This window comes from Streptomyces sp. NPDC029169, assembly GCF_055563935.1.
The window spans coordinates 520,879-540,055 of sequence record NZ_JBVHXA010000003.1; the positions used below are offsets into that span (position 1 = coordinate 520,879).

Annotated in this window: 24 protein-coding genes; 12 read left to right on the forward strand and 12 right to left on the reverse strand. The window is 70.3% G+C overall.

The window, feature by feature from the left end; genetic code table 11:
* The gene (locus tag ACZ4VI_RS09110) at positions 1-900 is read right to left on the reverse strand and encodes a 1-aminocyclopropane-1-carboxylate deaminase/D-cysteine desulfhydrase (protein WP_467998036.1); all 900 of its coding nucleotides are present in this window, start codon (positions 898-900) and stop codon (positions 1-3) included.
* A 43-nt stretch (positions 901-943) separates the two neighbouring features.
* A complete protein-coding gene (locus ACZ4VI_RS09115; RefSeq protein ID WP_467998038.1) occupies positions 944-1,534 on the reverse strand; it encodes an N-acetylmuramoyl-L-alanine amidase in 591 nt (196 codons plus the stop codon).
* A 300-nt stretch (positions 1,535-1,834) separates the two neighbouring features.
* On the opposite strand from ACZ4VI_RS09115, the gene ACZ4VI_RS09120 reads away from it, so the two are divergent.
* Both ACZ4VI_RS09120 and ACZ4VI_RS09125 read left to right on the forward strand, forming a co-directional pair.
* A complete protein-coding gene (locus ACZ4VI_RS09120) occupies positions 1,835-3,250 on the forward strand; it encodes a family 2B encapsulin nanocompartment shell protein (RefSeq protein WP_467998040.1) in 1,416 nt (471 codons plus the stop codon).
* A 101-nt stretch (positions 3,251-3,351) separates the two neighbouring features.
* On the forward strand, positions 3,352-4,404 hold the full coding sequence (locus ACZ4VI_RS09125) for a family 2 encapsulin nanocompartment cargo protein polyprenyl transferase (RefSeq protein WP_467998042.1): 1,053 nt from the start codon (positions 3,352-3,354) through the stop codon (positions 4,402-4,404).
* Positions 4,405-4,459: 55 nt separating this feature from the next.
* Here the strand turns inward: ACZ4VI_RS09125 and ACZ4VI_RS09130 are convergent, their stop codons facing one another.
* Positions 4,460-5,035 (reverse strand): TetR/AcrR family transcriptional regulator, encoded by a 576-nt coding sequence (locus ACZ4VI_RS09130; RefSeq protein WP_467998044.1) that lies wholly within the window; start codon positions 5,033-5,035, stop codon positions 4,460-4,462.
* A 136-nt stretch (positions 5,036-5,171) separates the two neighbouring features.
* On the opposite strand from ACZ4VI_RS09130, the gene ACZ4VI_RS09135 reads away from it, so the two are divergent.
* The gene (locus ACZ4VI_RS09135) at positions 5,172-5,753 is read left to right on the forward strand and encodes a dihydrofolate reductase family protein (protein ID WP_467998046.1); all 582 of its coding nucleotides are present in this window, start codon (positions 5,172-5,174) and stop codon (positions 5,751-5,753) included.
* Positions 5,754-6,158: 405 nt separating this feature from the next.
* Positions 6,159-6,575: a DUF6304 family protein gene (locus ACZ4VI_RS09140; RefSeq protein WP_467998048.1), complete on the forward strand. Its 417-nt coding sequence runs from the start codon at positions 6,159-6,161 to the stop codon at positions 6,573-6,575.
* Positions 6,576-6,656: 81 nt separating this feature from the next.
* Here the strand turns inward: ACZ4VI_RS09140 and ACZ4VI_RS09145 are convergent, their stop codons facing one another.
* Entirely contained in the window at positions 6,657-7,115 is a 459-nt protein-coding gene (locus ACZ4VI_RS09145) for a group II truncated hemoglobin (RefSeq protein WP_467998050.1), read from the reverse strand.
* A 139-nt stretch (positions 7,116-7,254) separates the two neighbouring features.
* On the reverse strand, positions 7,255-7,896 hold the full coding sequence (snpA, locus tag ACZ4VI_RS09150; protein WP_467998052.1) for a snapalysin: 642 nt from the start codon (positions 7,894-7,896) through the stop codon (positions 7,255-7,257).
* Positions 7,897-8,081: 185 nt separating this feature from the next.
* Here snpA and ACZ4VI_RS09155 point away from each other — a divergent pair, with 185 nt between their 5' ends.
* The 4 genes from ACZ4VI_RS09155 to ACZ4VI_RS09170 all read left to right on the forward strand — a co-directional run bounded on the left by ACZ4VI_RS09155 (position 8,082) and on the right by ACZ4VI_RS09170 (position 10,711).
* A complete protein-coding gene (locus ACZ4VI_RS09155) occupies positions 8,082-9,038 on the forward strand; it encodes a LysR family transcriptional regulator (protein ID WP_467998054.1) in 957 nt (318 codons plus the stop codon).
* Entirely contained in the window at positions 9,035-9,535 is a 501-nt protein-coding gene (locus tag ACZ4VI_RS09160) for a hypothetical protein (RefSeq protein WP_467998056.1), read from the forward strand. Before ACZ4VI_RS09155 ends, ACZ4VI_RS09160 begins: the two co-directional genes overlap by 4 nt.
* The gene (locus ACZ4VI_RS09165; protein ID WP_467998057.1) at positions 9,532-10,002 is read left to right on the forward strand and encodes a GNAT family N-acetyltransferase; all 471 of its coding nucleotides are present in this window, start codon (positions 9,532-9,534) and stop codon (positions 10,000-10,002) included. Before ACZ4VI_RS09160 ends, ACZ4VI_RS09165 begins: the two co-directional genes overlap by 4 nt.
* 91 nt (positions 10,003-10,093) lie before the next feature.
* A complete protein-coding gene (locus ACZ4VI_RS09170; RefSeq protein ID WP_467998110.1) occupies positions 10,094-10,711 on the forward strand; it encodes a hypothetical protein in 618 nt (205 codons plus the stop codon).
* A 52-nt stretch (positions 10,712-10,763) separates the two neighbouring features.
* Here ACZ4VI_RS09170 and ACZ4VI_RS09175 read toward each other — a convergent pair whose 3' ends face one another.
* A complete protein-coding gene (locus ACZ4VI_RS09175; RefSeq protein ID WP_467998059.1) occupies positions 10,764-11,060 on the reverse strand; it encodes a hypothetical protein in 297 nt (98 codons plus the stop codon).
* A gap of 7 nt (positions 11,061-11,067) precedes the next feature.
* Positions 11,068-11,394 carry a YdhR family protein gene (locus ACZ4VI_RS09180; protein WP_467998061.1) on the reverse strand — a complete coding sequence of 109 codons (327 nt, stop codon included), beginning with the start codon at positions 11,392-11,394 and terminating at the stop codon, positions 11,068-11,070.
* Between the two features lie 131 nt (positions 11,395-11,525).
* On the opposite strand from ACZ4VI_RS09180, the gene ACZ4VI_RS09185 reads away from it, so the two are divergent.
* Entirely contained in the window at positions 11,526-11,978 is a 453-nt protein-coding gene (locus ACZ4VI_RS09185) for a VOC family protein (protein ID WP_467998063.1), read from the forward strand.
* 167 nt (positions 11,979-12,145) lie between these two features.
* Here ACZ4VI_RS09185 and sodN read toward each other — a convergent pair whose 3' ends face one another.
* A complete protein-coding gene (gene sodN, locus ACZ4VI_RS09190) occupies positions 12,146-12,541 on the reverse strand; it encodes a superoxide dismutase, Ni (RefSeq protein ID WP_361850540.1) in 396 nt (131 codons plus the stop codon).
* 168 nt (positions 12,542-12,709) lie between these two features.
* Here sodN and sodX point away from each other — a divergent pair, with 168 nt between their 5' ends.
* Positions 12,710-13,132, forward strand: coding sequence for a nickel-type superoxide dismutase maturation protease (gene sodX / locus ACZ4VI_RS09195; RefSeq protein WP_467998111.1), 423 nt, complete (start codon positions 12,710-12,712; stop codon positions 13,130-13,132).
* On the opposite strand, the gene ACZ4VI_RS09200 is transcribed toward sodX, so the two are convergent.
* Positions 13,036-13,665, reverse strand: a complete 630-nt coding sequence (locus ACZ4VI_RS09200) for a CGNR zinc finger domain-containing protein (RefSeq protein WP_467998065.1) — start codon at positions 13,663-13,665, stop codon at positions 13,036-13,038. The genes sodX and ACZ4VI_RS09200 overlap by 97 nt on opposite strands.
* A gap of 94 nt (positions 13,666-13,759) precedes the next feature.
* Between ACZ4VI_RS09200 and ACZ4VI_RS09205 the strand changes: the two genes are divergently transcribed.
* Complete coding sequence (locus ACZ4VI_RS09205; protein WP_467998067.1) at positions 13,760-14,524, forward strand: class I SAM-dependent methyltransferase; 765 nt, start codon at positions 13,760-13,762, stop codon at positions 14,522-14,524.
* A gap of 63 nt (positions 14,525-14,587) precedes the next feature.
* Here the strand turns inward: ACZ4VI_RS09205 and ACZ4VI_RS09210 are convergent, their stop codons facing one another.
* From ACZ4VI_RS09210 to ACZ4VI_RS09220, 3 genes are read right to left on the reverse strand one after another with little or no spacing between them, the layout of a single operon-like run.
* The gene (locus tag ACZ4VI_RS09210) at positions 14,588-15,340 is read right to left on the reverse strand and encodes an amino acid ABC transporter ATP-binding protein (RefSeq protein WP_467998113.1); all 753 of its coding nucleotides are present in this window, start codon (positions 15,338-15,340) and stop codon (positions 14,588-14,590) included.
* Between the two features lie 5 nt (positions 15,341-15,345).
* On the reverse strand, positions 15,346-16,296 hold the full coding sequence (locus ACZ4VI_RS09215) for an amino acid ABC transporter permease (RefSeq protein ID WP_467998069.1): 951 nt from the start codon (positions 16,294-16,296) through the stop codon (positions 15,346-15,348).
* A gap of 30 nt (positions 16,297-16,326) precedes the next feature.
* Entirely contained in the window at positions 16,327-17,292 is a 966-nt protein-coding gene (locus ACZ4VI_RS09220) for an ABC transporter substrate-binding protein (RefSeq protein WP_467998071.1), read from the reverse strand.
* 534 nt (positions 17,293-17,826) lie between these two features.
* Here ACZ4VI_RS09220 and ACZ4VI_RS09225 point away from each other — a divergent pair.
* Positions 17,827-19,035, forward strand: coding sequence for an NAD(P)-dependent malic enzyme (locus ACZ4VI_RS09225; protein ID WP_467998073.1), 1,209 nt, complete (start codon positions 17,827-17,829; stop codon positions 19,033-19,035).
* Positions 19,036-19,177 lie beyond the last annotated feature (142 nt).

Sequence of the window (19,177 nt, forward strand, 5' to 3'; positions counted from 1 at the left end):
TCAGGACGGGGTGCCCGTGATGACCGCCGCGATCGTCGTGCCTGGGGGGAACGCGCCCTCCTCGGCGAGGGTGACAAGGCCGTGGAGCATTTTGGCGACATACAGTCGCTCGATGGCGAGTCCATGCCGCGCCTCGAAGTCCTGGGCGAACGCGTCGAGGGCCGGGGTCGTACGGGCGTAACCGCCGCCGTGGAAGCGCTCGTCGAGGCTCCAGTCGCCCCGGGGACCGCCGAAGGCGGCGCGTTGGAGGGCGCGTATCTCCTCGGCCAGGAAGCCGCCCTTGAGGACCGGGATGCCGAGCGCCCGCTGCCCGGGGCCGAGGCCCGCCGCCAGGCCCGCCAGCGTGCCTCCGGTGCCGCAGGCGACGGCGACCACGTCCGCAACCCCGCGCAGCTCGCGGCCGAGCTCCGTACAGCCCTCGACGGCGAGCGCGTTGCTGCCGCCTTCGGGAACGACGTACGTCCCCGAAGGGGACCCCGCGAGCAGCCCCGCCAGCACCTCAGGGTCCGTCTTCGCCCGGTACGTGGAACGGTCCACGAACACCAGCCGCATCCCGTCCGCCGCGCACCGCGCCAGCGAGGGGTTCAGCGGGCCGTCGGCCAGCTCCTGCCCCCGGACGACCCCGATCGTCTCGAAGTCCAACAGGCGCCCGGCGGCGGCCGTCGCCCGCAGATGGTTGGAGTACGCGCCGCCGAAGGTCAGCACCGGACGGCTGTCGGCCGCCCGCAGATTGAGCGCCAGCTTCCGCCACTTGTTGCCCGGCAGGTCCGGATGGATCAGGTCGTCCCGCTTGAGCAGCAGCCGCAGTCCGCGTCGTGCGAAGCGCTCGTCCTCGACCGGCTCCAGGGGGGACGGGAGCCGGGGCTGCAGCCGGGACAGAGCGAGGTCGAACGTGGTCACCCGCCCATTGTCGGCCCCGGCCTCTCCCCGGCCCCCCGTACCCCTACCGCAGTCGCTCCCCGATCCGCTCGCGCATCGAGGCCATCGTGAAGCCGCGCGGGTCGACCTTCCCCGGCTGCCACTCCAGGTGGCCGATCACGGAGCGCTGGGTCCAGCCGTGCACCCGGCAGAGCGCCGCCGCCGCCTTCTCGATGGCCTCCAGCTGGACCTTCGGCCACGGGTCCTCCCCGTCGCCGAGGTTCTCGCACTCGAACCCGTAGAAGTGCCGGTTGCCGTCCGTCGTGGCCTCGTTGTCCGGCGGGAGGCCCTGCTCCGCGATGACCGCCCGCAGGACCTCGTCGTCCCCGGCCCCCGCGTGGTTGGCGCGGCCGTAGCCGACGAGATGGACCGTGCCGTCCTTGGCGATCACGCCGTGGCAGAGCGGCCCGGGCAGGGACGAGTGGCCCTCCCGGCAGATCCGTACCGTGTTCTCCGTGCCGCGGGTGACCGTGTGGTGGATCATCACGCCGTGGACCGGACCCCACGGGCCCTTGTGGTTGCGGTTGTGCGTACGCCAGTCGCCGACCTGCACGACCGAGAGGCCCTCGTCGCGCAGCGCGTCGAGGAACCTGCTCGCGGACATGGGTGGGGCCATGACCGCCTCCTTCGGGTTGACGGGATGACGGGATGACGGGATGAGCGGAACGGGACAGGAACCGATGTACCCGGACCACCGGAGTAGCGGAGCAACCGGCTCCGCGGCCATCCGTTCGGACCGTGTGCGAGCCGATCCGGACACGGCGCATCGGGTGGTCGGGGCAGGGCTGTTCGAGTGGAAACCGGGTGACATGCCCAGCCGGAGCCCGATCACTCCCACTCATTTGTGTAATGGCGCGCCCACTCTCCGTGCTGAAAGGCTTCCTCTCGCAGGTCATTCACATCGAGAGGGAGTTCCATGTCCGTAGGTTCGGTTGGCGACGAGGTCCGCGCGGAACAGACAGGCCCGCAGCAGAGTCTCGGTACCGCCGCCGCGCGGAACCTGGCGACCACCACCAAGTCGGCGCCGCAGATGCAGGAGATCACCTCCCGGTGGCTCCTGCGGATGCTGCCGTGGGTGCAGGTGCAGGGCGGTACCTACCGGGTGAACCGGAGGCTCAGCTACTCCGTGGGGGACGGCCGCGTCACCTTCGTCCAGACCGGTGAGCGCGTCGCCGTCATCCCCGCGGAGCTCGGCGAACTCCCCGCGCTGCGCGGCTACGGGGACGAGGAGGCCCTCGCCGAGCTCGCGTCGCGCTGCCGCCAGCGGGAGTACGCGCCAGGAGAGGTGATCGCCACCGCGGGCGAGCCCACCGACCGCGTCCACCTCCTGGCGCACGGCAAGATCGAGCAGATCGGCGAGGGGCCGTACGGCGACGAGGCGGTCCTCGGAGTCCTCGCCGACGGCGCGCACTTCGGCGACAGCGCGTTGACCCACCCGGACGGCACGTGGGAGTGGACCGCCCGCGCGGCCACCGCCTGCACCGTCCTCGAGCTGACCCGCGACGACGTGCGCAACCTCGCCGAACGGGCCACCTCGCTCGCCGAGCATCTCGCGGGCGTCGCCGCACTGCCCCACCAGCGCACCAACAACTACGGCGAGGCCGCGATCGACCTCTCCGCCGGCCACGTCGGGGAGGCGCTCGTCCCGCACACGTACGTGGACTACGACGCCTCGCCGCGCGAGTACGAGCTGTCGGTGGCGCAGACGGTCCTGAAGGTCCACAGCCGCGTCGCCGACCTCTACAACCAGCCGATGAACCAGACCGAGCAGCAGTTGCGGCTCACGGTCGAGGCGCTGCGCGAGCGCCAGGAGCACGAGCTGATCAACAACCGCGAGTTCGGCCTGCTCTCCAACTGCGACTACGGACAGCGCCTCCAGCCCCACGACGGTGTGCCCAGCCCGGACGACATGGACGAACTCCTCTCGCGCCGCCGGGGTTCGAAGATGTTCCTCGCCCACCCGCGCGCCATCGCCGCCTTCGGCCGCGAGTGCAACCGGCGGGGACTCGTCCCCGAGTCCATCGAGATCAACGGCAACCGGATCCCGACCTGGCGCGGTGTCCCGATCTACCCGTGCAACAAGATCCCGGTCTCGGACGCCCGCACCACGTCGATCATCTGTATGCGTACGGGCGAGTCCGACCAGGGCGTGATCGGCCTGCACCAGACGGGCCTCCCTGACGAGATCGAGCCCAGCCTCTCCGTGCGCTTCATGGGCATCGACGAGCAGGCGATCATCTCCTACCTGGTCACGGCCTACTACTCGGCGGCGATCCTCGTGCCCGACGCGCTGGGGGTCCTGGAGAACGTGGAGGTGAGCCGCTGGCGCTGACCCGCCCGCCCGGTGATCGTGACGGGGGGCCGCGCCGACCGTCCCCCGTCACGACCCCACACGCCAAGAGCCTCAGGAAAGAGGGGGGAAGTTACGTGACCATGACCCGGGCGGATGCCGTGGCCGACGGGGCCGGCCCCCAGGGTGCCGTGGCACTCCTGGACCAGACGCGGACGGTCGTCCAGCCCCAACTGCGGTCGACCGTCGAGTCGTTGCCGGGCTCCATACGGAGAGTGGCGATGTACCACTTCGGCTGGGAGCGGGCCGACGGCTCCCCGGCCGCCGGGCAGGCGGGCAAGGCGATCCGGCCCGCGCTGGTGCTCGCCGCCGCCCGCGCGCTCGGCGGTGACCCGGCGACCGCGGTGCGGGCCGCCACCGCGGTGGAGCTCGCGCACAACTTCACGTTGCTCCACGACGACATCATGGACGAGGACCCGACCCGCCGGCACCGGCCCACGGCCTGGACGGTGTTCGGCATCCCCGACGCACTGATGGCAGGCGACGCCATGCTCGCGCTCGCGCTGCGGATGCTCGCCGAGGACGGCCACCCGGCCTCGGCCGCCGCCTCGGCCCGGCTCGCCGCCTGCGTCATCGAGCTCTGCGCCGGCCAGCAGGCGGACTGCGCCTTCGAGCAGCGCGGACCGCACGAGGTGAGCGTGGACGAGTGCATGGCGATGGCCACCGCCAAGACGGGCGCCCTGCTGGGCTGCGCCTGCGCCCTGGGCGCGCTGTACGCGGGCGCGGGGGAGGAGGAGGTCGCGGCGATGGACGCGTTCGGCCGGGAGGCCGGGCTCGCGTTCCAGCTCATCGACGACCTGATCGGCATCTGGGGCGACCCGGAGCGCACGGGCAAGCCTGCCGGTGCGGATCTCGTCGCCCACAAGAAGTCGCTGCCGGTGGTAGCGGCCCTCGCCTCGGGGACCGCGGCGGGGGCGGAGCTGGCCGAGCTGTACGCCCGTAAGGAACTCGACGCCCCGGCCGTCCGGGCGGCGGCGGACGCGGTCGAGCGGGCGGGAGGCCGGGACTGGGCGCAGACCCACGCGGCCGACCGGATGGCCGGGGCGGTGCAGCAGCTCTCCCGCGCGGTTCCGGACCTGGCGGCGGCCGGGGACCTGCTGGCCCTGGCGGAGTTCGTGACGCGCCGGACACGATGACCGGCCGGCCTTCGGGCACGATCGGTTCTCCTGCGCGGTCAGTCCTCCGGCACGGTCAGTCCTCCGGCACGATCCGGCTGACCACCGTCTCGATGAGGTCGTCCAGTTCGCGGTCGCCGTGGAGCCCGGGGACCGTGAAGTGGTCGAAGAGCAGCCCGGTCAAGGCGAAGTAGAGCAGCCGGACCGTGTCCGCGTCGCCCGGCATGCCCGACTCGATGTGCAGGCGGATGTTGAAGTCGAGATCGGTGCGCAGCACTTTGGTGAGCTGCGTGCGCAGCTCCGGGCGGCGGGTGGCCTCCAGGCGGAGCTCGAAGAGGCCCAGATAGCAGGGGCGCTCGGCGGCCATCCGCCGGGCCAGCCAGCGCATCAGCTCGACGACGAGCTCGCGACTGGGCTCGGGCGTCATGGCCGTGTCCAGGGAACCCGGCTCCGGGGTCAGCCGGACGAAGATCCGGTCCGCGACCTGAGAGAGCAGCTGGTCCCGGTCGGGGAAGTAGTTGGACGAGGTTCCCATGGGGACACCCGCCCGGGCGTCCACCGCCCGGAAGGTCAGCCCGCGGGCGCCTTCGTCCGCGAGTACCTCGATGGCCGCGTCGAGCAGGGCCGTACGGCGTTCCGGGTTTCTCGCCACTTCGGGCTCCATCCGTGCGTGTTCTTCGTTCTCTTCGAACTCTTCGAAAATAGGGCTTGCGCAACCACTACACGTGAAGCACTATAACTGTCGTGGTTGCACCGGCGGCCCGCCTTCCCGAAGAAGAGGACACGGTTTGCGCAAGCTCACCTACTACATCGCCTGCACCATCGACGGCTTCATCGGCGACCCCCAGGGCGACGCCGCGTCGATGTTCAAGTACACCGAGGGGGAGTACCTGGAGTTCATGGCGGGCGAGTACCCGGAGACGATCCCGGCCCAAGGGCGTGTCCCGCTCGGGATCGACGCCGACAACAAGCACTTCGACACCGTCATCCAGGGCCTGAACTCGTACAAGCTCGCCCTGGACATCGGCGTCACCAGCCCGTACGCCCACCTGCGGGAAGTCGTCGCGACCCGCTCGCTCGCCGAGTCGCCCGACCCGAACGTCGAGCTGATCGCCGACGACCTCGTCGGCCGCGTCCGGGAGCTCAAGGCCGAGGACAGCCCGCTCGACATCTGGCTCTGCGGCGGTTCCACGATCGCCGGCGAGCTCATCGAGGAGATCGACGAGCTGATCATCAAGACGTACCCGCAGGTCTACGGCTCCGGCATGCCGATGTTCGGCGCGGACTTCGAGCCCCGTGACTTCGAACTGGGCGAGGTGCGGACCTTTGACAACGGGGTGCTCGTCCGGACGTACACCAGGAAGCGGTGACCTGGGGCGCGCCCTACCCTGGGAGGTATGGGCAGCGAGACCCCGCGTACGACCCGGGACCCGCAGGCTACGCCCACGTGCCCGGCCTGCGGACAGCCCCTGGAGACCGTCGCGAAGCGGCACAAGGTCCTGGGGGCCTGGGTGCCGGAGTGGGAAGTACAGCCGTGCCGGAACCCGCGGTGCCCGCTGTATGTCCGGCCCGAGGGCGCCGATGGGGGCGTGGGGGGCGTTGGGGGCGACGGCGCGGAAGGGTCCCCTCCGGACGCCGCCGAGGACACCCCTCCCGAGGACGGAACGGAAGCCGCTAGCACGCACGTGACCGGCAAGAACGACGAGACCGGGAGAAGTCCGGCCACAGGGTGACCGGCCGCGCGAAGGAGCCGGTCAGACCGCTACAGTCCGCGCATGTCATCGGAGTCGACGGAAGTGTGGACCGGCTGGTACCGGGACCGCAGCGGCGCGGAAGCGATCGTGATCACGGTGGACGGACAGCAGGTGTCCGCCCGCATCAGGGGAGTCGAGTACACGGGCCCGGGTTTCGCCGCCCTGCGCGCGGAGGAGGGCGGAGAGACGCTCACCGGGTGCGTCCTGGAGTGGGACCTGCCGCTCCCCGTCGTCGTGGACGGTGCCACGCAGCAGGCCACCCTCAGCTGCCTGCTGACGCTCGGTGAGCGCGCGGACCTGAGCCTGACGCTGCACTACGGCGGCGCGGCCTTCGAGTCGGGCATCGCGGGCGGCGACTTCGAGGAGGCGCTCGACCGGGTGAGGCGCCAGCTGCCGCCGGGGGCGACGTTCGGCCGCCGCCCGCTCCAGACGGCCTGAGGGGGTGGGCGGGGGCCGCGGGGCGCCGGCCCATGACCTGACGTAGGCCACGTCACTCAGCGGCTGTGCGTACGACGACGATCAGGCGAGGCCGTTCCAGCCCCAGCGCGGAGTGGGACCGGGTTCGCCGAGATCCGTGCCCGGCGCCGAGGCCGAGACGTCCTTGGCGATCCGCGTCCCCCAGTCGAAGTACTCCACCACCCGGCGGCGCAGCAGCTCGTCGCCCGGCAGCTCCTCCTCCACCGCCGCCGTCATCAGCTCCATCCAGCGCAGCCGCTGCTCCTCGGTGATGCCGAGCCCGAGATGGGCGCGGAGCAGCGCCTGATGCCCGCCCAGCTCCGCCGTGAAGGCGGCGGGCCCCGAGAACACCTCCGCCAGCCATACGGCGACATGCTCGACATGGGCGGGGGTGAAGCCGGCGAAGACCGGTGCGAGGAGGGGGTCGGCGAGGACCGACTCGTAGAACGTCTCGGAGAGCCGGCGCAGCCCGTCGCCACCGCCCACGGCCTCGTACAGGGACTTCTCGTGCTCGGCGGTCATGGGACGCCTCCGGGATCCGGGATGTGTCCTCCCAGCATTCACACAACACGCCCCGGATCCAAGGATGTTCGCCCTCGGCGCGTACGGCGGGGCGGACGGCCGTGACCGTCCGCCCCACCCGGGCGCGGCTTCGACGGCCTCAGAAGGTCTTGACGGCCGAGGCGAGGCCGTAGCGCCACAGCTGGTCGACGCGTGCCCGCTCCTGGGCGTTGGGCTGGGCGTTCTGGCAGGAGGTGCCCGGGCCGCCGCCGGACATCAGCTCGCTGCACGGGCCCGAGTAGTGGTCGGGGAGGCCGAGGACGTGCCCGGTCTCGTGGGCGGTGACGCGGGTGGAGTTGTACTGCTGGTTCTGCCGGTAGTCGAGGAAGATGTAGCCGTTTCCATGACCGTCGGTGCTGGCGTACGAGCCGCGCGAGTCATTGCCCTCGTAGTAGCGGAAGTCCGGGTTGCTGCCCTCCACCAGCCGTACGTTGACCACCGAGCTGTTCCATATCTGGGTGCTCTGGGCGATCTGGGTGCGGAAGCTCGGGGCGTTGGCGGCGCTGTAGACGACGGTGACGGCGGCGGCGCCAGGATTGGCGGCGCGCTTCTTCGCCACGGACTTCATGACGGCTTCCTGGAACGCCTTGGTCGCCCTGGCGTCCTCGGCGGACCCGGCGTAGGCCGCGTACGCGGCGGGAGTGGGCGCGGCCTGGGCGGTCGGTGCGGCGCCGAGTGCGGCGGCGAGGCCGAGGCCGAGGGTCGCGGCGAGCGAGGCGGTGAGGACCTTGGGGTGTCTCATGGGGGGGCTCCTCCTGGTCGGTTGGAGAGAGTGTCGGGGGAGCCGGGGCCTGGGCGGATGATGGCAGCAGGCGATAGCACGAAGACATCACCCCCAACCGAATCTCTTAACTCCCTCCGATTCAAAGGGAATTGGCGAGACGAGGGTGTCTGGTGCGACACCTGGTGCCGCCCTACCCTCGGGGTATGGAGCTGGAGGTGAGGCATCTGCGCGTGCTCTGCGCCATCGCGGAGACGGGCAGTCTGCACAAGGCAGCACGGCAACTCGGCATGAGCCAGCCCTCGTTGACGACACAGCTGCGCCGGATCGAGAACTGCCTGGGCGCGGAGCTCTTCGCCCGCGGCCGCACCGGCTGCCGGCCCACACCGCTCGGCCGGTCGGTGCTCAGCCGGGCCCGGCCGCTGGTCGACCAGATGGCCACGCTGGTCAGTGAGACCAGGGCCGCGGCGGCCCGCGCCGACGGGCCACGGCTGCGGGTCGGTTCGACCGCGAGCAGAGCCCTGCCGGGGTGGCTGCGCCGGCTGCGCCAGGGGCTCCCCGGCACCGACATCGCGCTCCACATGGACGTCTCCGCCCACGCCCTGCTGCGGTCGGTCGCGGCGGGCCAACTGGACGTGGCCTTCGTCCACGAGGTCGAGGGCTGCCCGCTGCGGGTGCCGCACGGCCTCCAGGCGCGGGTGCTGGTCGAACGGGAGCCGCAGTTCGTCGCGATGGCCCGGGACCATCCGGCCGCCGCGCGGCCCGTCGTGGAGCTGACCGACCTCGCCCAGGACCGCTGGATGGTCGACCCGACGGTGGACGGCGAGTGGGACGGTCTGCGGCGCGTCCTGGCCGAGGCGGGCATCAGTCCGCCGCTGTTGCACGGCGATTACCACACGGCGGCGTCCCTGATCGTCCTCGGTGAGGCCGTGGCACCCTGCCAGCCGACATCGTTGCCACGCGAGGACCTGGAGATCCGGCCGCTGCGGGGCGACCCCCTGGCGGTACGTCTGCTGCTGTACGCCCGGGAGGCAGCGCTGCTCGACCCGCTGTACGCCGAACTCTCGGCGGCCTACCGGGAGGCGGCGCTGCGGGCGGCGCCGTACCGGCAGTGGCTCGGCCGGCATGGGATGTCAGTGGGGCCGGGCATGATGACGGCATGACGGATCTTGTGGACGAGGCGGCGCTGATGGCGCTGGCGGACGGGCATCACACCCGGACCGCCCGCGCGTGGGGAACGCGGGAGGCCGGCGGGCAGCTCGTGAAGGTGTACGCGATCGAGGCGCCCGGCCGTACGGTCGGGGAGGCCGAACTCGCGCCCGCCCTGCGGATAGCGGCGGACCAGCTGGCACTCGGCGGGCACGCCGGCGCGCTGGGGCTCGCGGTCGTGATCCTGCACGCGGGCGGCGACGGGGACTACGTGCTCGTCCACAGCTGGATCGAGGGCCATATGTCCGAGCTGGCGATCTGGACGGGCCCGGCGGGGCGCCCGGAGGAGCTGCGCCCGGGCCGGAGCGGTCTCGCCCCCTGCGTCTGGGAGGCGGCGGTACTCGCCCGCGAGCGGGAGGCGTTCGTGCGCCGGATCCTGGACGGCACGGGAACGGCCGCCGAGCGTGTCCGCGCATGGGCGGCCGACGTCACCGAGGGGGCCGTCCGTTGACCGCGGCACGCATCCGCCCCGCACGGCCCGAGGACCTCGACCGGGTGGCCGAACTGGCCGCCGAGCACGCCGCGTACGAGAAGGCCGCACCCCCGGCCCCGGGCCTCGCGGACCGCCTGACCCGCCTCCTCTTCGGGCCCGAACCACCCCGCCTGCGCTGCCTGGTGGCCGAACTCCCCGACGGCAGCCTCGTCGGCTACGCGACGTGCGCCGCGGAACTCTCCACCTGGGACGGCGCCGAGTACCTCCACATGGACTGCCTCTACCTCTCCCCGACCCAACGCGGCCAGGGCCTGGGCCCCCTGTTCATCGACGCCTTGCGCACGGAGGCCCGCGCACTCGGCCTCACGCACATCCAATGGCAGACCCCGACCTGGAACGAGGGCGCGATCCGCTTCTACGACCGCCTGGGCGCCACCGCGAACCCCAAACTCCGCTACACCCTCCGGACGGACCCACCCCGATGACCGCGCCTCTGGAGTCCCCGGCGGGCCCGGTCCCCGGAACCCTTCGGGGACCGACCGGGCGAGCATGCCGCACACTCTCCGTGTGATCGTCATGCAGCCCGTCCTGGAGATCTTCCCCTCCGACGACTTCGCCCTCTGGCCGGTGGCCGAGTCCGTTGCGTACGGCTTCCTGCCACTCAGCGGCTCGCTCACGCCCGCCGAGGTCGGCACGGCCGTCATGCGTATCGCCGAGTGCAACGACATCGATCCGGACGTCGACAACCGCCCTCCCCGGCCCGCTGATCCGCTCGGAAGCTTCCTGCACGGACTCCTCACCATGGACCACCTCTACGCCGCCGGCGGCCTGCGGGTCACCGACACCACGACAGGCGCGACCCTGGTGCCTGGCTGCTGCAACGGGCTGGACGAGCGAAGCGACTGGCGTGAGGTCATCGACGGCGACGGCTCGGCCTGCTTCGGACACGACCCCACGCCGCTCGCCGAACGCGTGGGCACGGTGGCACGACTGACCGTCGATGTCGACCGGGACGACAGCCCGGTGATCGAGCTGCCCCTCGCGCACCTCCGTAGCCTGCTCGCCGGCGCGGAACGGGACCTGACGGACTTCCTCCACCTGGCCACCGCCTGGACGGCCCAGCACCTACCCGACCACGCCGCCCCCGTCTCCGCCGCACTCGCCCGCGCCCTGGACCTGCCGGAACCGCCGTAGGCGCGCCGAAGGGGCCCGACCGGGATTGCCGGTCGGGCCCCTTCGGGCGGTGCTACGGGCCGAGGGCTCCGCCCATGAGGTAGGCGAGCTGGAACAGGCCGATGCCGGTGGGGCGCTGGGGGGCGGGGACGGCGGAGGCAGCGGCCATGGACTGGGTGGCGTTGGCGCTGGTCGAGGCTCGCACCTTGGTCTTGTCCAGGCGGGTGGAGACTGCGGCGAAGACGAGGGTGAGCACCGAGCCGGCGATCATGGCGATCATCTGGCCGACCGCGACCGAACTCGTCTGCGTCGTCGTGCAGCTGGTGGTGGCTGGCGCGGGCTCGGTCTTGGGGCCATCGTCGCCGGTCATCGGCGGGTCACGCCGCCGCGTGGCCGGATTCGGCGAAGGGCCCCCGGTCGGGCCGCAGTGAATAGAGCACCTCGTACACCTCGCGGCGGACCTCGACCGCTTCGTACGCGGCGGGGATGGTGCGGGCAAGCTCGGTCTCCCGGAACGCGTCGAGCGCCTCCTGGCTCTCGAAGAAGTAGATGCCGCACACGTCGCCGGTTGCGCTGTCGCGGCCGTAGACCTTCTGCAGGAGACCGGGTACGTCACGGAAACGGGGCCGCCGTTCCAGCAGGCGCCGTTCGAACTCCTGCGCATCGAGTCCGGATGTGATCCGGACGAAGAGGATGGCGGGCATGGAGTCACCTCCGTCCTTGAGACGCCCCTGGGTCGAGTCTAGGCAGTGGTCACGTTGTGCTGGTCGTCGACGAGACCGGCGACCAGGTGCGGCATAGCCTGATATCAGGGGGCCGGCTCCTGGAGGGCGTGATGGCGGACCTCACCGGTTTCGAGCGGCAGGCAGTCGTGCCGATGCTGGACTACGAGGACGGGCCCGCCGCGATGGACTGGCTGGCGAAGGCGTTCGGCTTCGTCGAGCACCTGCGCATGCTCGACGAGGATGGCGGACTGGCGCACGGCGAAATGATCGCGGGCGGCGGTCGCATCATGATGGGCACCCCCACCCCGGACTACGAAGGCCCGAGGACGCATCGCGAGCACTGCGAGCGCGCCCGTGCCTGGTCGACCGTGCCCTACGTCATCGACGGCGTCCTGGTCTTCGTCGACGACGTCGACGAACACTGCGAGCGTGCCACCCAGGCGGGTGCCACCATCCTCTCGGAGCCGGAGGACACCCCTCACGGACGTCTCTACCGCGCCGAGGACCTTGAAGGCCACCGCTGGATGTTCGTCCATCGACCGCCGATCGCAGATGATCTCTGAGTCGACACGGGCGTGATTGGTCGTCGTGTCGGCCGCCCGCTTACGCCTCCGCGAAGAAGACCGCACCCGGGCCGTCATGGACGCCGTTCTCGGCGGCCAGCGGACCGGGTGCGGACAGGTAGACCAGACGATCGAAGAAATCGCAGGTCAAGCGGCATGATCGAAGATCAGGCCTTCTTCGTCTCCCAGAAGATCCGGTCGACCTCGGCGATGAGCTCCAGCGCCTTCTCGCCCGTCTTCGGGTCCGTCGACGCCTTGGCGGCCGAGAGGGCCTTCAGGGTGTCGTTGATGAGCGTGTGCAGCTCGGGGTACTTCTCGAAGTGCGGGGGCTTGAAGTAGTCGCTCCAGAGCACCGAGATGTGGTGCTTGGCGAGCTCCGCGCGCTGCTCCTTGATGACCGTGGCACGCGCGCGGAAGTGCGCGTCCTCGTTGGCCTGGTACTTCTCCTGGACGGCCTTGACCGACTCGGCCTCGATCCGGGCCTGGGCCGGGTCGTAGACACCGCAGGGGAGGTCGCAGTGGGCGCTGACCTTCACCTTGGGGGCAAACAGGCGGGAGAGCATTCAGCTGTCCTTCCTCGTGATCGTCTTCTCAGGTGGGAGATTACTCCCCGAGAAGGCGGTTTTCGCGAGCGCCCCCAGGGGCTTAGGACAAAAGTCCAGGGTCACCATGGGACTCGTGTACGAGTGGACGACGTTGACGACGTCGACGATCTGATCGGGAGGTGCCGGATGACGGACGCGGGGCGGGGGGCCGGGCCCCTGTTCGGGATCGCCGAGGTGACGGGGGTGTCCATGGTGCCCACGCTGCTCCACGGCGACCAGCTCCTCGTGCAGTACGGGGCCCGGCTGCGGCCCGGGAACGTGGCCGTGCTGCGTCACCCGCTCCAGCAGGATCTGCTCATCGTCAAGCGCCTGATCGAGCGACAGGGCGGAGGGTGGTGGGTGCTCGGGGACAATCCGGACACCGAGGGCGACAGCCGTGTCTTCGGCGCCGTGCCCGCCGAGCTGGTGCTCGGGCGCGTACGGGCGCGATACCGGCCCGTCACGCCCGGGCGTCAGCGGTCGGCCGGTGTGGTGCTCTCCTGGCTCTTCTCCGCGGTGAGGCCGGTCTCGTCGGACCGTTCGGCCTCCAGGCGCTTGCGGGCCCGGTAGGCGGCCACGTTCGCGCGGGTCGCGCAGCGGTCCGAGCAGTAGCGGCGGGAGCGGTTGGTCGAGGTGTCGAGGTAGGCGTTGCGGCACGGCGCCGCCTGGCAGAGCCCGAGCCGGTCGGCCCCGAACTCCGTGAGGTGGAACGCGAGTCCCATCGCCGCGATGGCCGCGTACCCCGCCGTCGCGTTCGAGGGGTGGTCGGCGAGGTGCATGTGCCAGCGCGGGTGCCCCTCGTCGTCCAGGTAGTCGTGCCCCGAGATCTGCGGGCTGACGGGGAACTCCAGGAGGAGGGAGTTGAGGAGGTCCACGGCGCCCGTGTGGTCGCCCTCGTCCGCCGCGGTGAAGACCGCCCGCAGCCGGGTCCGTACCGAACGGAAGCGCGTCACGTCGGCGTCCGTCACCCGCCGGGCCATCTGGGAGGCCGCGCCGAAGAGCTCGCGGACCGCCTCGACCGACGTCAGGGAGTCCTTGTTGCGGGCCGGCTCCTCGGTGTTGACCAGACGCACGGCGTAATCCGAGTAATAGGCCAGTTCCACTTGTAGTCCTTACGGCGGAAGTCTAGTGTCGGGTGCGGAGGGGGTAATGGATGTTTCCCCTTCGAGGGTATTACGAAGAGGGTGAGGGAGTGCTATGACGGACGCGGCTACTACCGGAACCGACTGGGCGGCCTGGCAGGAGAGCTGGGACCGACAGCAGGAGTGGTACATGCCGGACCGCGAGGAGCGGTTCCGCGTGATGCTCGACATGGTCGAGGCCGTGGTGGGGCCGGAGCCCCGCGTTCTGGACCTGGCGTGCGGTACAGGGAGTATCACGGATCGGCTCCTCACGAGGTTCCCGAAGGCGACCAGCGTCGGCGTCGACCTCGACCCCGCCCTGCTCGCCATCGCCGAGGGGTACTTCGCCGACGACGAGCGCGTCACCTTCGTGACCGCCGACCTCAAGGACCCGCAGTGGGTCACCCGCCTCCCGCACGACTCGTACGACGCTGTGCTCACCGCCACCGCGCTGCACTGGCTGCACACCGAGCCGCTCACCGCGCTCTACGGGCAGCTCGCCGGCCTCGTCCGGGACGGCGGCGTCTTCATGAACGCCGACCACATGATCGACGAGACCACCCCCCGGATCAACGCCGCCGAACGCGCCCACCGCCACGCCGCCATGGACCGCGCCAAGGCCGCCGGCGCGCTCGACTGGGCCGAGTGGTGGGCCGTGGCCGCCAAGGACCCGGTCCTCGCCGGGCCGACCGCCCGCCGCTTCGAGATCTACGGCGAGCACGCCGACGGCGACATGCCGTCCCCCCGCCGCCACGCCGAGATCCTTCGCGCCGCCGGGTTCGGGGAGGCCCGGGCCGTCTGGGCCTCGCCCTCGGACACGCTCCTTCTCGCGCTGAAGTAGGCCGTGGATGCGGCGATGGGGCGATACGGGAATCCCGTACCGCCCCATCGCCTTACGGCCGTGCTACAGCACCTTCGACAGGAACGCCTTCGTCCGGTCGTGCTGCGGGTTGCCCAGGACGTCGCGCGGGTGGCCCGACTCGACCACCACGCCGCCGTCCATGAACACGAGGTTGTCGCCCACCTCGCGGGCGAAGCCCATCTCGTGGGTGACGACGATCATCGTCATGCCCGACTCGGCGAGGTCACGCATGACGTCGAGGACGTCACCGACCAGCTCCGGGTCGAGCGCCGAGGTCGGCTCGTCGAAGAGCATCAGCTTCGGCTCCATCGCCAGCGCGCGGGCGATGGCCACGCGCTGCTGCTGGCCGCCGGAGAGCTGCGTGGGGTAGTTCCCGGCCTTGTCGGCCAGGCCCACGCGGTCGAGCAGCCGCTCGGCCCGCTCGCGGGCGACGGCCTTCGACTCGCCCTTCACCTGGATCGGCGCCTCCATGACATTGGCCAGGGCCGTCATGTGCGGGAACAGGTTGAAGCGCTGGAAGACCATGCCGATGTCCCGGCGCTGGGCCGCGACCTCGCTGTCCTTCAGCTCGTAGAGCTTGTCGCCCTTCTCGCGGTAGCCCACCAGCTGGCCGTCGACGGACAGCCGGCCGCCGTCGACCCGCTCCAGGTGGTTGATGCACCGCAGGAACGTCGACTTGCCGGAGCCGGACGGACCGACCAGACAGAACACCTCACGGGGAGCGACCTCGAGGTCGATACCGCGCAGGATGTGGGCTGCGCCGTAGGACTTGTGGACGCCCTCGGCCTTGACCATGGCGGTCATCGCGTCGCCTCCGGAGAACGCTTGAACATAGTCAGGTTAGTCCGGATGCGCTGCAGCGGGGTCGGCGGCAGGCTCCGCAGTGAACCGCGGGCGAAGCGGCGCTCCAGGTAGTACTGGCCGACGCTGAACACGCTGGTCAGGGCCAGGTACCAGATGGAGGCCACGAACAGCATCTCCATGACGGCACCGGCCGTGTTGCCGATGTTCGACGACGCCCGCAGGACCTCGGTGTACTGCACGGCCGAGACCAGCGAGGAGGTCTTGAGCATGTTGATGAACTCGTTGCCCGTCGGCGGCACGATCACCCGCATGGCCTGCGGCAGGACGATGCGACGCATGGTCTTCGTCTGCGGCATGCCGAGCGCGTGCGCGGCCTCCGTCTGCCCCTCGTCGACCGACTGGATGCCGGCGCGGACGATCTCCGCCATGTACGCGCCCTCGTTGAGGCCGAGACCCAGGAGCGCGACCATGAACGGCGTCATGACGTCCACGGTCTCGTTCTTGTAGATCGGCCCGAGGTTGATGAACTCGAAGATCAGCGACAGGTTGAACCAGACCAGCAGCTGGACGTAGACCGGCGTGCCGCGGAAGAACCAGATGTAGAGCCAGGCGACTGCGCCGGTCACCGGGTTCCTGGAGAGCCGCATCACGGCGAAGACGACGCCGAGGACGAGGCCCAGCGCCATGGACGCGACGCTGATGACAATGGTGTTCCACAGGCCCTCGAGGACCGAGGTGTCGAACAGCTTGTCCCCGACCGTGTCCCAGATGATGTTGCCCTGGGAGAAGGCGAAGACGAGCCAGCCGAGCAGCGCGATGACGACGACTGCGCTGACCCAGCGGCCGACGTGCCTCACGGGGATTGCTTTGATCGCCTCGTACGGGGAGCCCGAGGCGCCGGGCCCGGCCGGAGAATCGGCCGGACCCTTGTCGATCTTGTCAGTCACAATGACTGCCCTTCAATGGAGCGCGGAGAGTCACTTGCCGGCGTTGATGGTGGCCGACTTGACGGCGCTGTCCTCGACGTCCCACTTCTCCAGGACCTTGGCGTACGAGCCGTCCTTGATGATCGCGTCGAGGGCTTCCTTGATCGCGTCACGCAGCTGGGTGTTGTCCTTGGAGACGCCGATGCCGAAGAGGCCGACGTCACTCTGCTGGCCGGTGACCTCGAAGTCGTTGCCGCCGCCCGAGGTCTTCGCGATGTACGCGGCGACCGGGTAGTCGTTCAGGTCGGCGACGGCGCCGCCGGCCTTGACGCGGGTCTGGGCCTCGGCGTCGGTGTCGAACGCCTGGATGGTGAGCTTGTTCGCGCCGCACTTCGTGGCCTGGGCCTTGAAGGTGTCCTCGTAGATGGTGCCGCGCTGGACGGCGACCGTCTTGCCGCAGAGGTCGTCGAGGGAGTTGATGTTCTGCGGGTTGCCCTTCTTGACCAGCAGGGAGACGCCGGAGCTGAAGTAGTCGACGAAGTCGATGCCCTTGCCGATCTTCTTGCCGGTGTCGTCCAGGCCCTCCTGACGCTTCTTGTTGTCCGTCATCGAGGACATGATCAGGTCCTGGCGGCCGGTGTAGATCGAGGTGATCAGGCCGTCGAAGGTGCCCGAGGTGAACTGGAACTTCACACCGAGCTGCTTGGAGAGGGCCTCGGCGATGTCCGGGTCGACACCGACGATCTTGCCGTCCTGGGTGAACTCCATCGGGGCGTACGCGGCGTCCGTGCCGACCTTGATGACGCCGGCCTTCTGGATGTCGGCGGGCAGCTTGGAGAAGAGCGGAGCGGCGGAGCCGGTGGTCTTCGTGCCGCCCTCGGGGGTCGTGCCGCCCTCGGTCTGGTCGCCGCAGGCGGTCAGCAGCATGGAGCCGGCGACCGCGATGGCGGCGACCGCGGCAAGACGGGACGTACGGGTCTTGGCGGCGGTCGTACAGCGCGTGGAGCGTGCGGTCATGGTCGGGTTCCTCCGGCGTGTGAGGGAGCTGCCAGGCCGCGCACGCACCTTCGGGTGTCGCGACCTCGTGTGATTACGCGCATCTTGCCATTCGGAACGCACGAATCGGACGGCCTCGCATGTCAAAATCGGATAACGGGTGACCCCCGAATCGCGACAGGCCGGTACATCAAGGCCGGATCTTCTCCGGAGATACCGCTATCGCACCGGAAAATCTCCGGTTGATCTCGCCATTTGGACGACACGAAGGCCACGATCCGGTGTACCGCCGACCGTATCCGGACATGGGGCGACGTGCCTCCTCTGCGCAAGGTGCCGATACGGCTGTATGAGTCGCATCACCGCTCCGTATTGGACTCGTCTACGGTGACGTACGTCCGGTAAGAAGGATCCTTACACCCCTCATCCGGGGCTCAGGGCGCGTTGTGCGGCGCGCCCGCGCGGTTGCCAGACACGGCGACCGCGGGACCCGCCCACCCCTCCTCATCCAGGAGTGGCCACCCTCAAATGAAGAAGACTTAAGGGGTCAACCCAATGGCAGCGGAGATCGTCAATCCTCGCAGCGAGAGCGGTACGGAAGGGGCTCAGGAGCCCTTCGATCCGGCCTTCGCGCTGCACCGCGGCGGCAAGATGGCCATCTCGGCCACGGTGCCGCTGCGCGACAAGGACGACCTGTCCCTCGCGTACACGCCCGGCGTCGCCAAGGTGTGCACCGCGATTGCCGAGCAGCCGGAACTGGTCCACGACTACACCTGGAAGTCCCAGGTCGTCGCGGTCGTGACCGACGGTACGGCGGTGCTCGGACTCGGCGACATCGGCCCGGAGGCCTCGCTTCCGGTCATGGAGGGGAAAGCGATCCTCTTCAAGCAGTTCGGCGGCGTGGACGCGGTGCCGATCGCGCTCGCCACCACCGACACCGATGAGATCGTGGAGACCGTCGTCCGGCTCGCGCCCTCCTTCGGTGGAGTGAACCTGGAGGACATCTCGGCGCCGCGGTGCTTCGAGATCGAGCGCAAGCTGCAGGAGCGCCTCGACATCCCCGTCTTCCACGACGACCAGCACGGCACCGCGATCGTCACCCTCGCCGCCCTCCGCAACGCGGCGAAGCTGACCGGCCGGACCCTCGGTGACCTGCGCGCCGTCATCTCCGGCGCCGGTGCGGCCGGTGTGGCCATCGCCAAGTTCCTCCTGGAGGCCGGGCTCGGCGACGTGGCCGTCGCGGACCGCAAGGGCATCGTCAGCCGCGACCGTGAGGACCTCACCGAGGTCAAGCGCGAGATCGCCGAGCTCACGAACAAGGCGGGCCTGACCGGCTCCCTGGAGACCGCCCTGGCCGGCGCCGACGTCTTCATCGGCGTCTCCGGCGGTACGGTCCCGGAGGCCGCGGTCGCGTCCATGGCGCCGAACGCCTTCGTGTTCGCCATGGCCAACCCGAACCCCGAGGTCCACCCCGACGTCGCGCACAAGTACGCGGCCGTCGTGGCGACCGGCCGTTCGGACTACCCGAACCAGATCAACAACGTGCTGGCCTTCCCCGGCATCTTCGCCGGCGCCCTCCAGGTCCGGGCCTCCCGGATCACCGAGGGCATGAAGATCGCCGCCGCGAACGCGATCGCGGACGTGGTGGGCGAGCAGCTCGCCGCCGACTGCGTGATCCCGTCGCCGTTCGACGACCGCGTCGCCCCGGCCGTCGCGGCCGCGGTCGCCGCCGCCGCCCGCGCCGAGGGCGTGGCCCGCCGGTAGGCGTGTCCGGTACGTTTCGCTACGTATGAAGGGCCCCGCTCTGTGCAGGATGCTGTTGGCAAATCCGGGGCCTGTGCGTGACGTCGGCCTTCGAGACCTGGTTGTGGTCTTGAAGGCCGACGTTGTCGTATGGGGTGGGTGC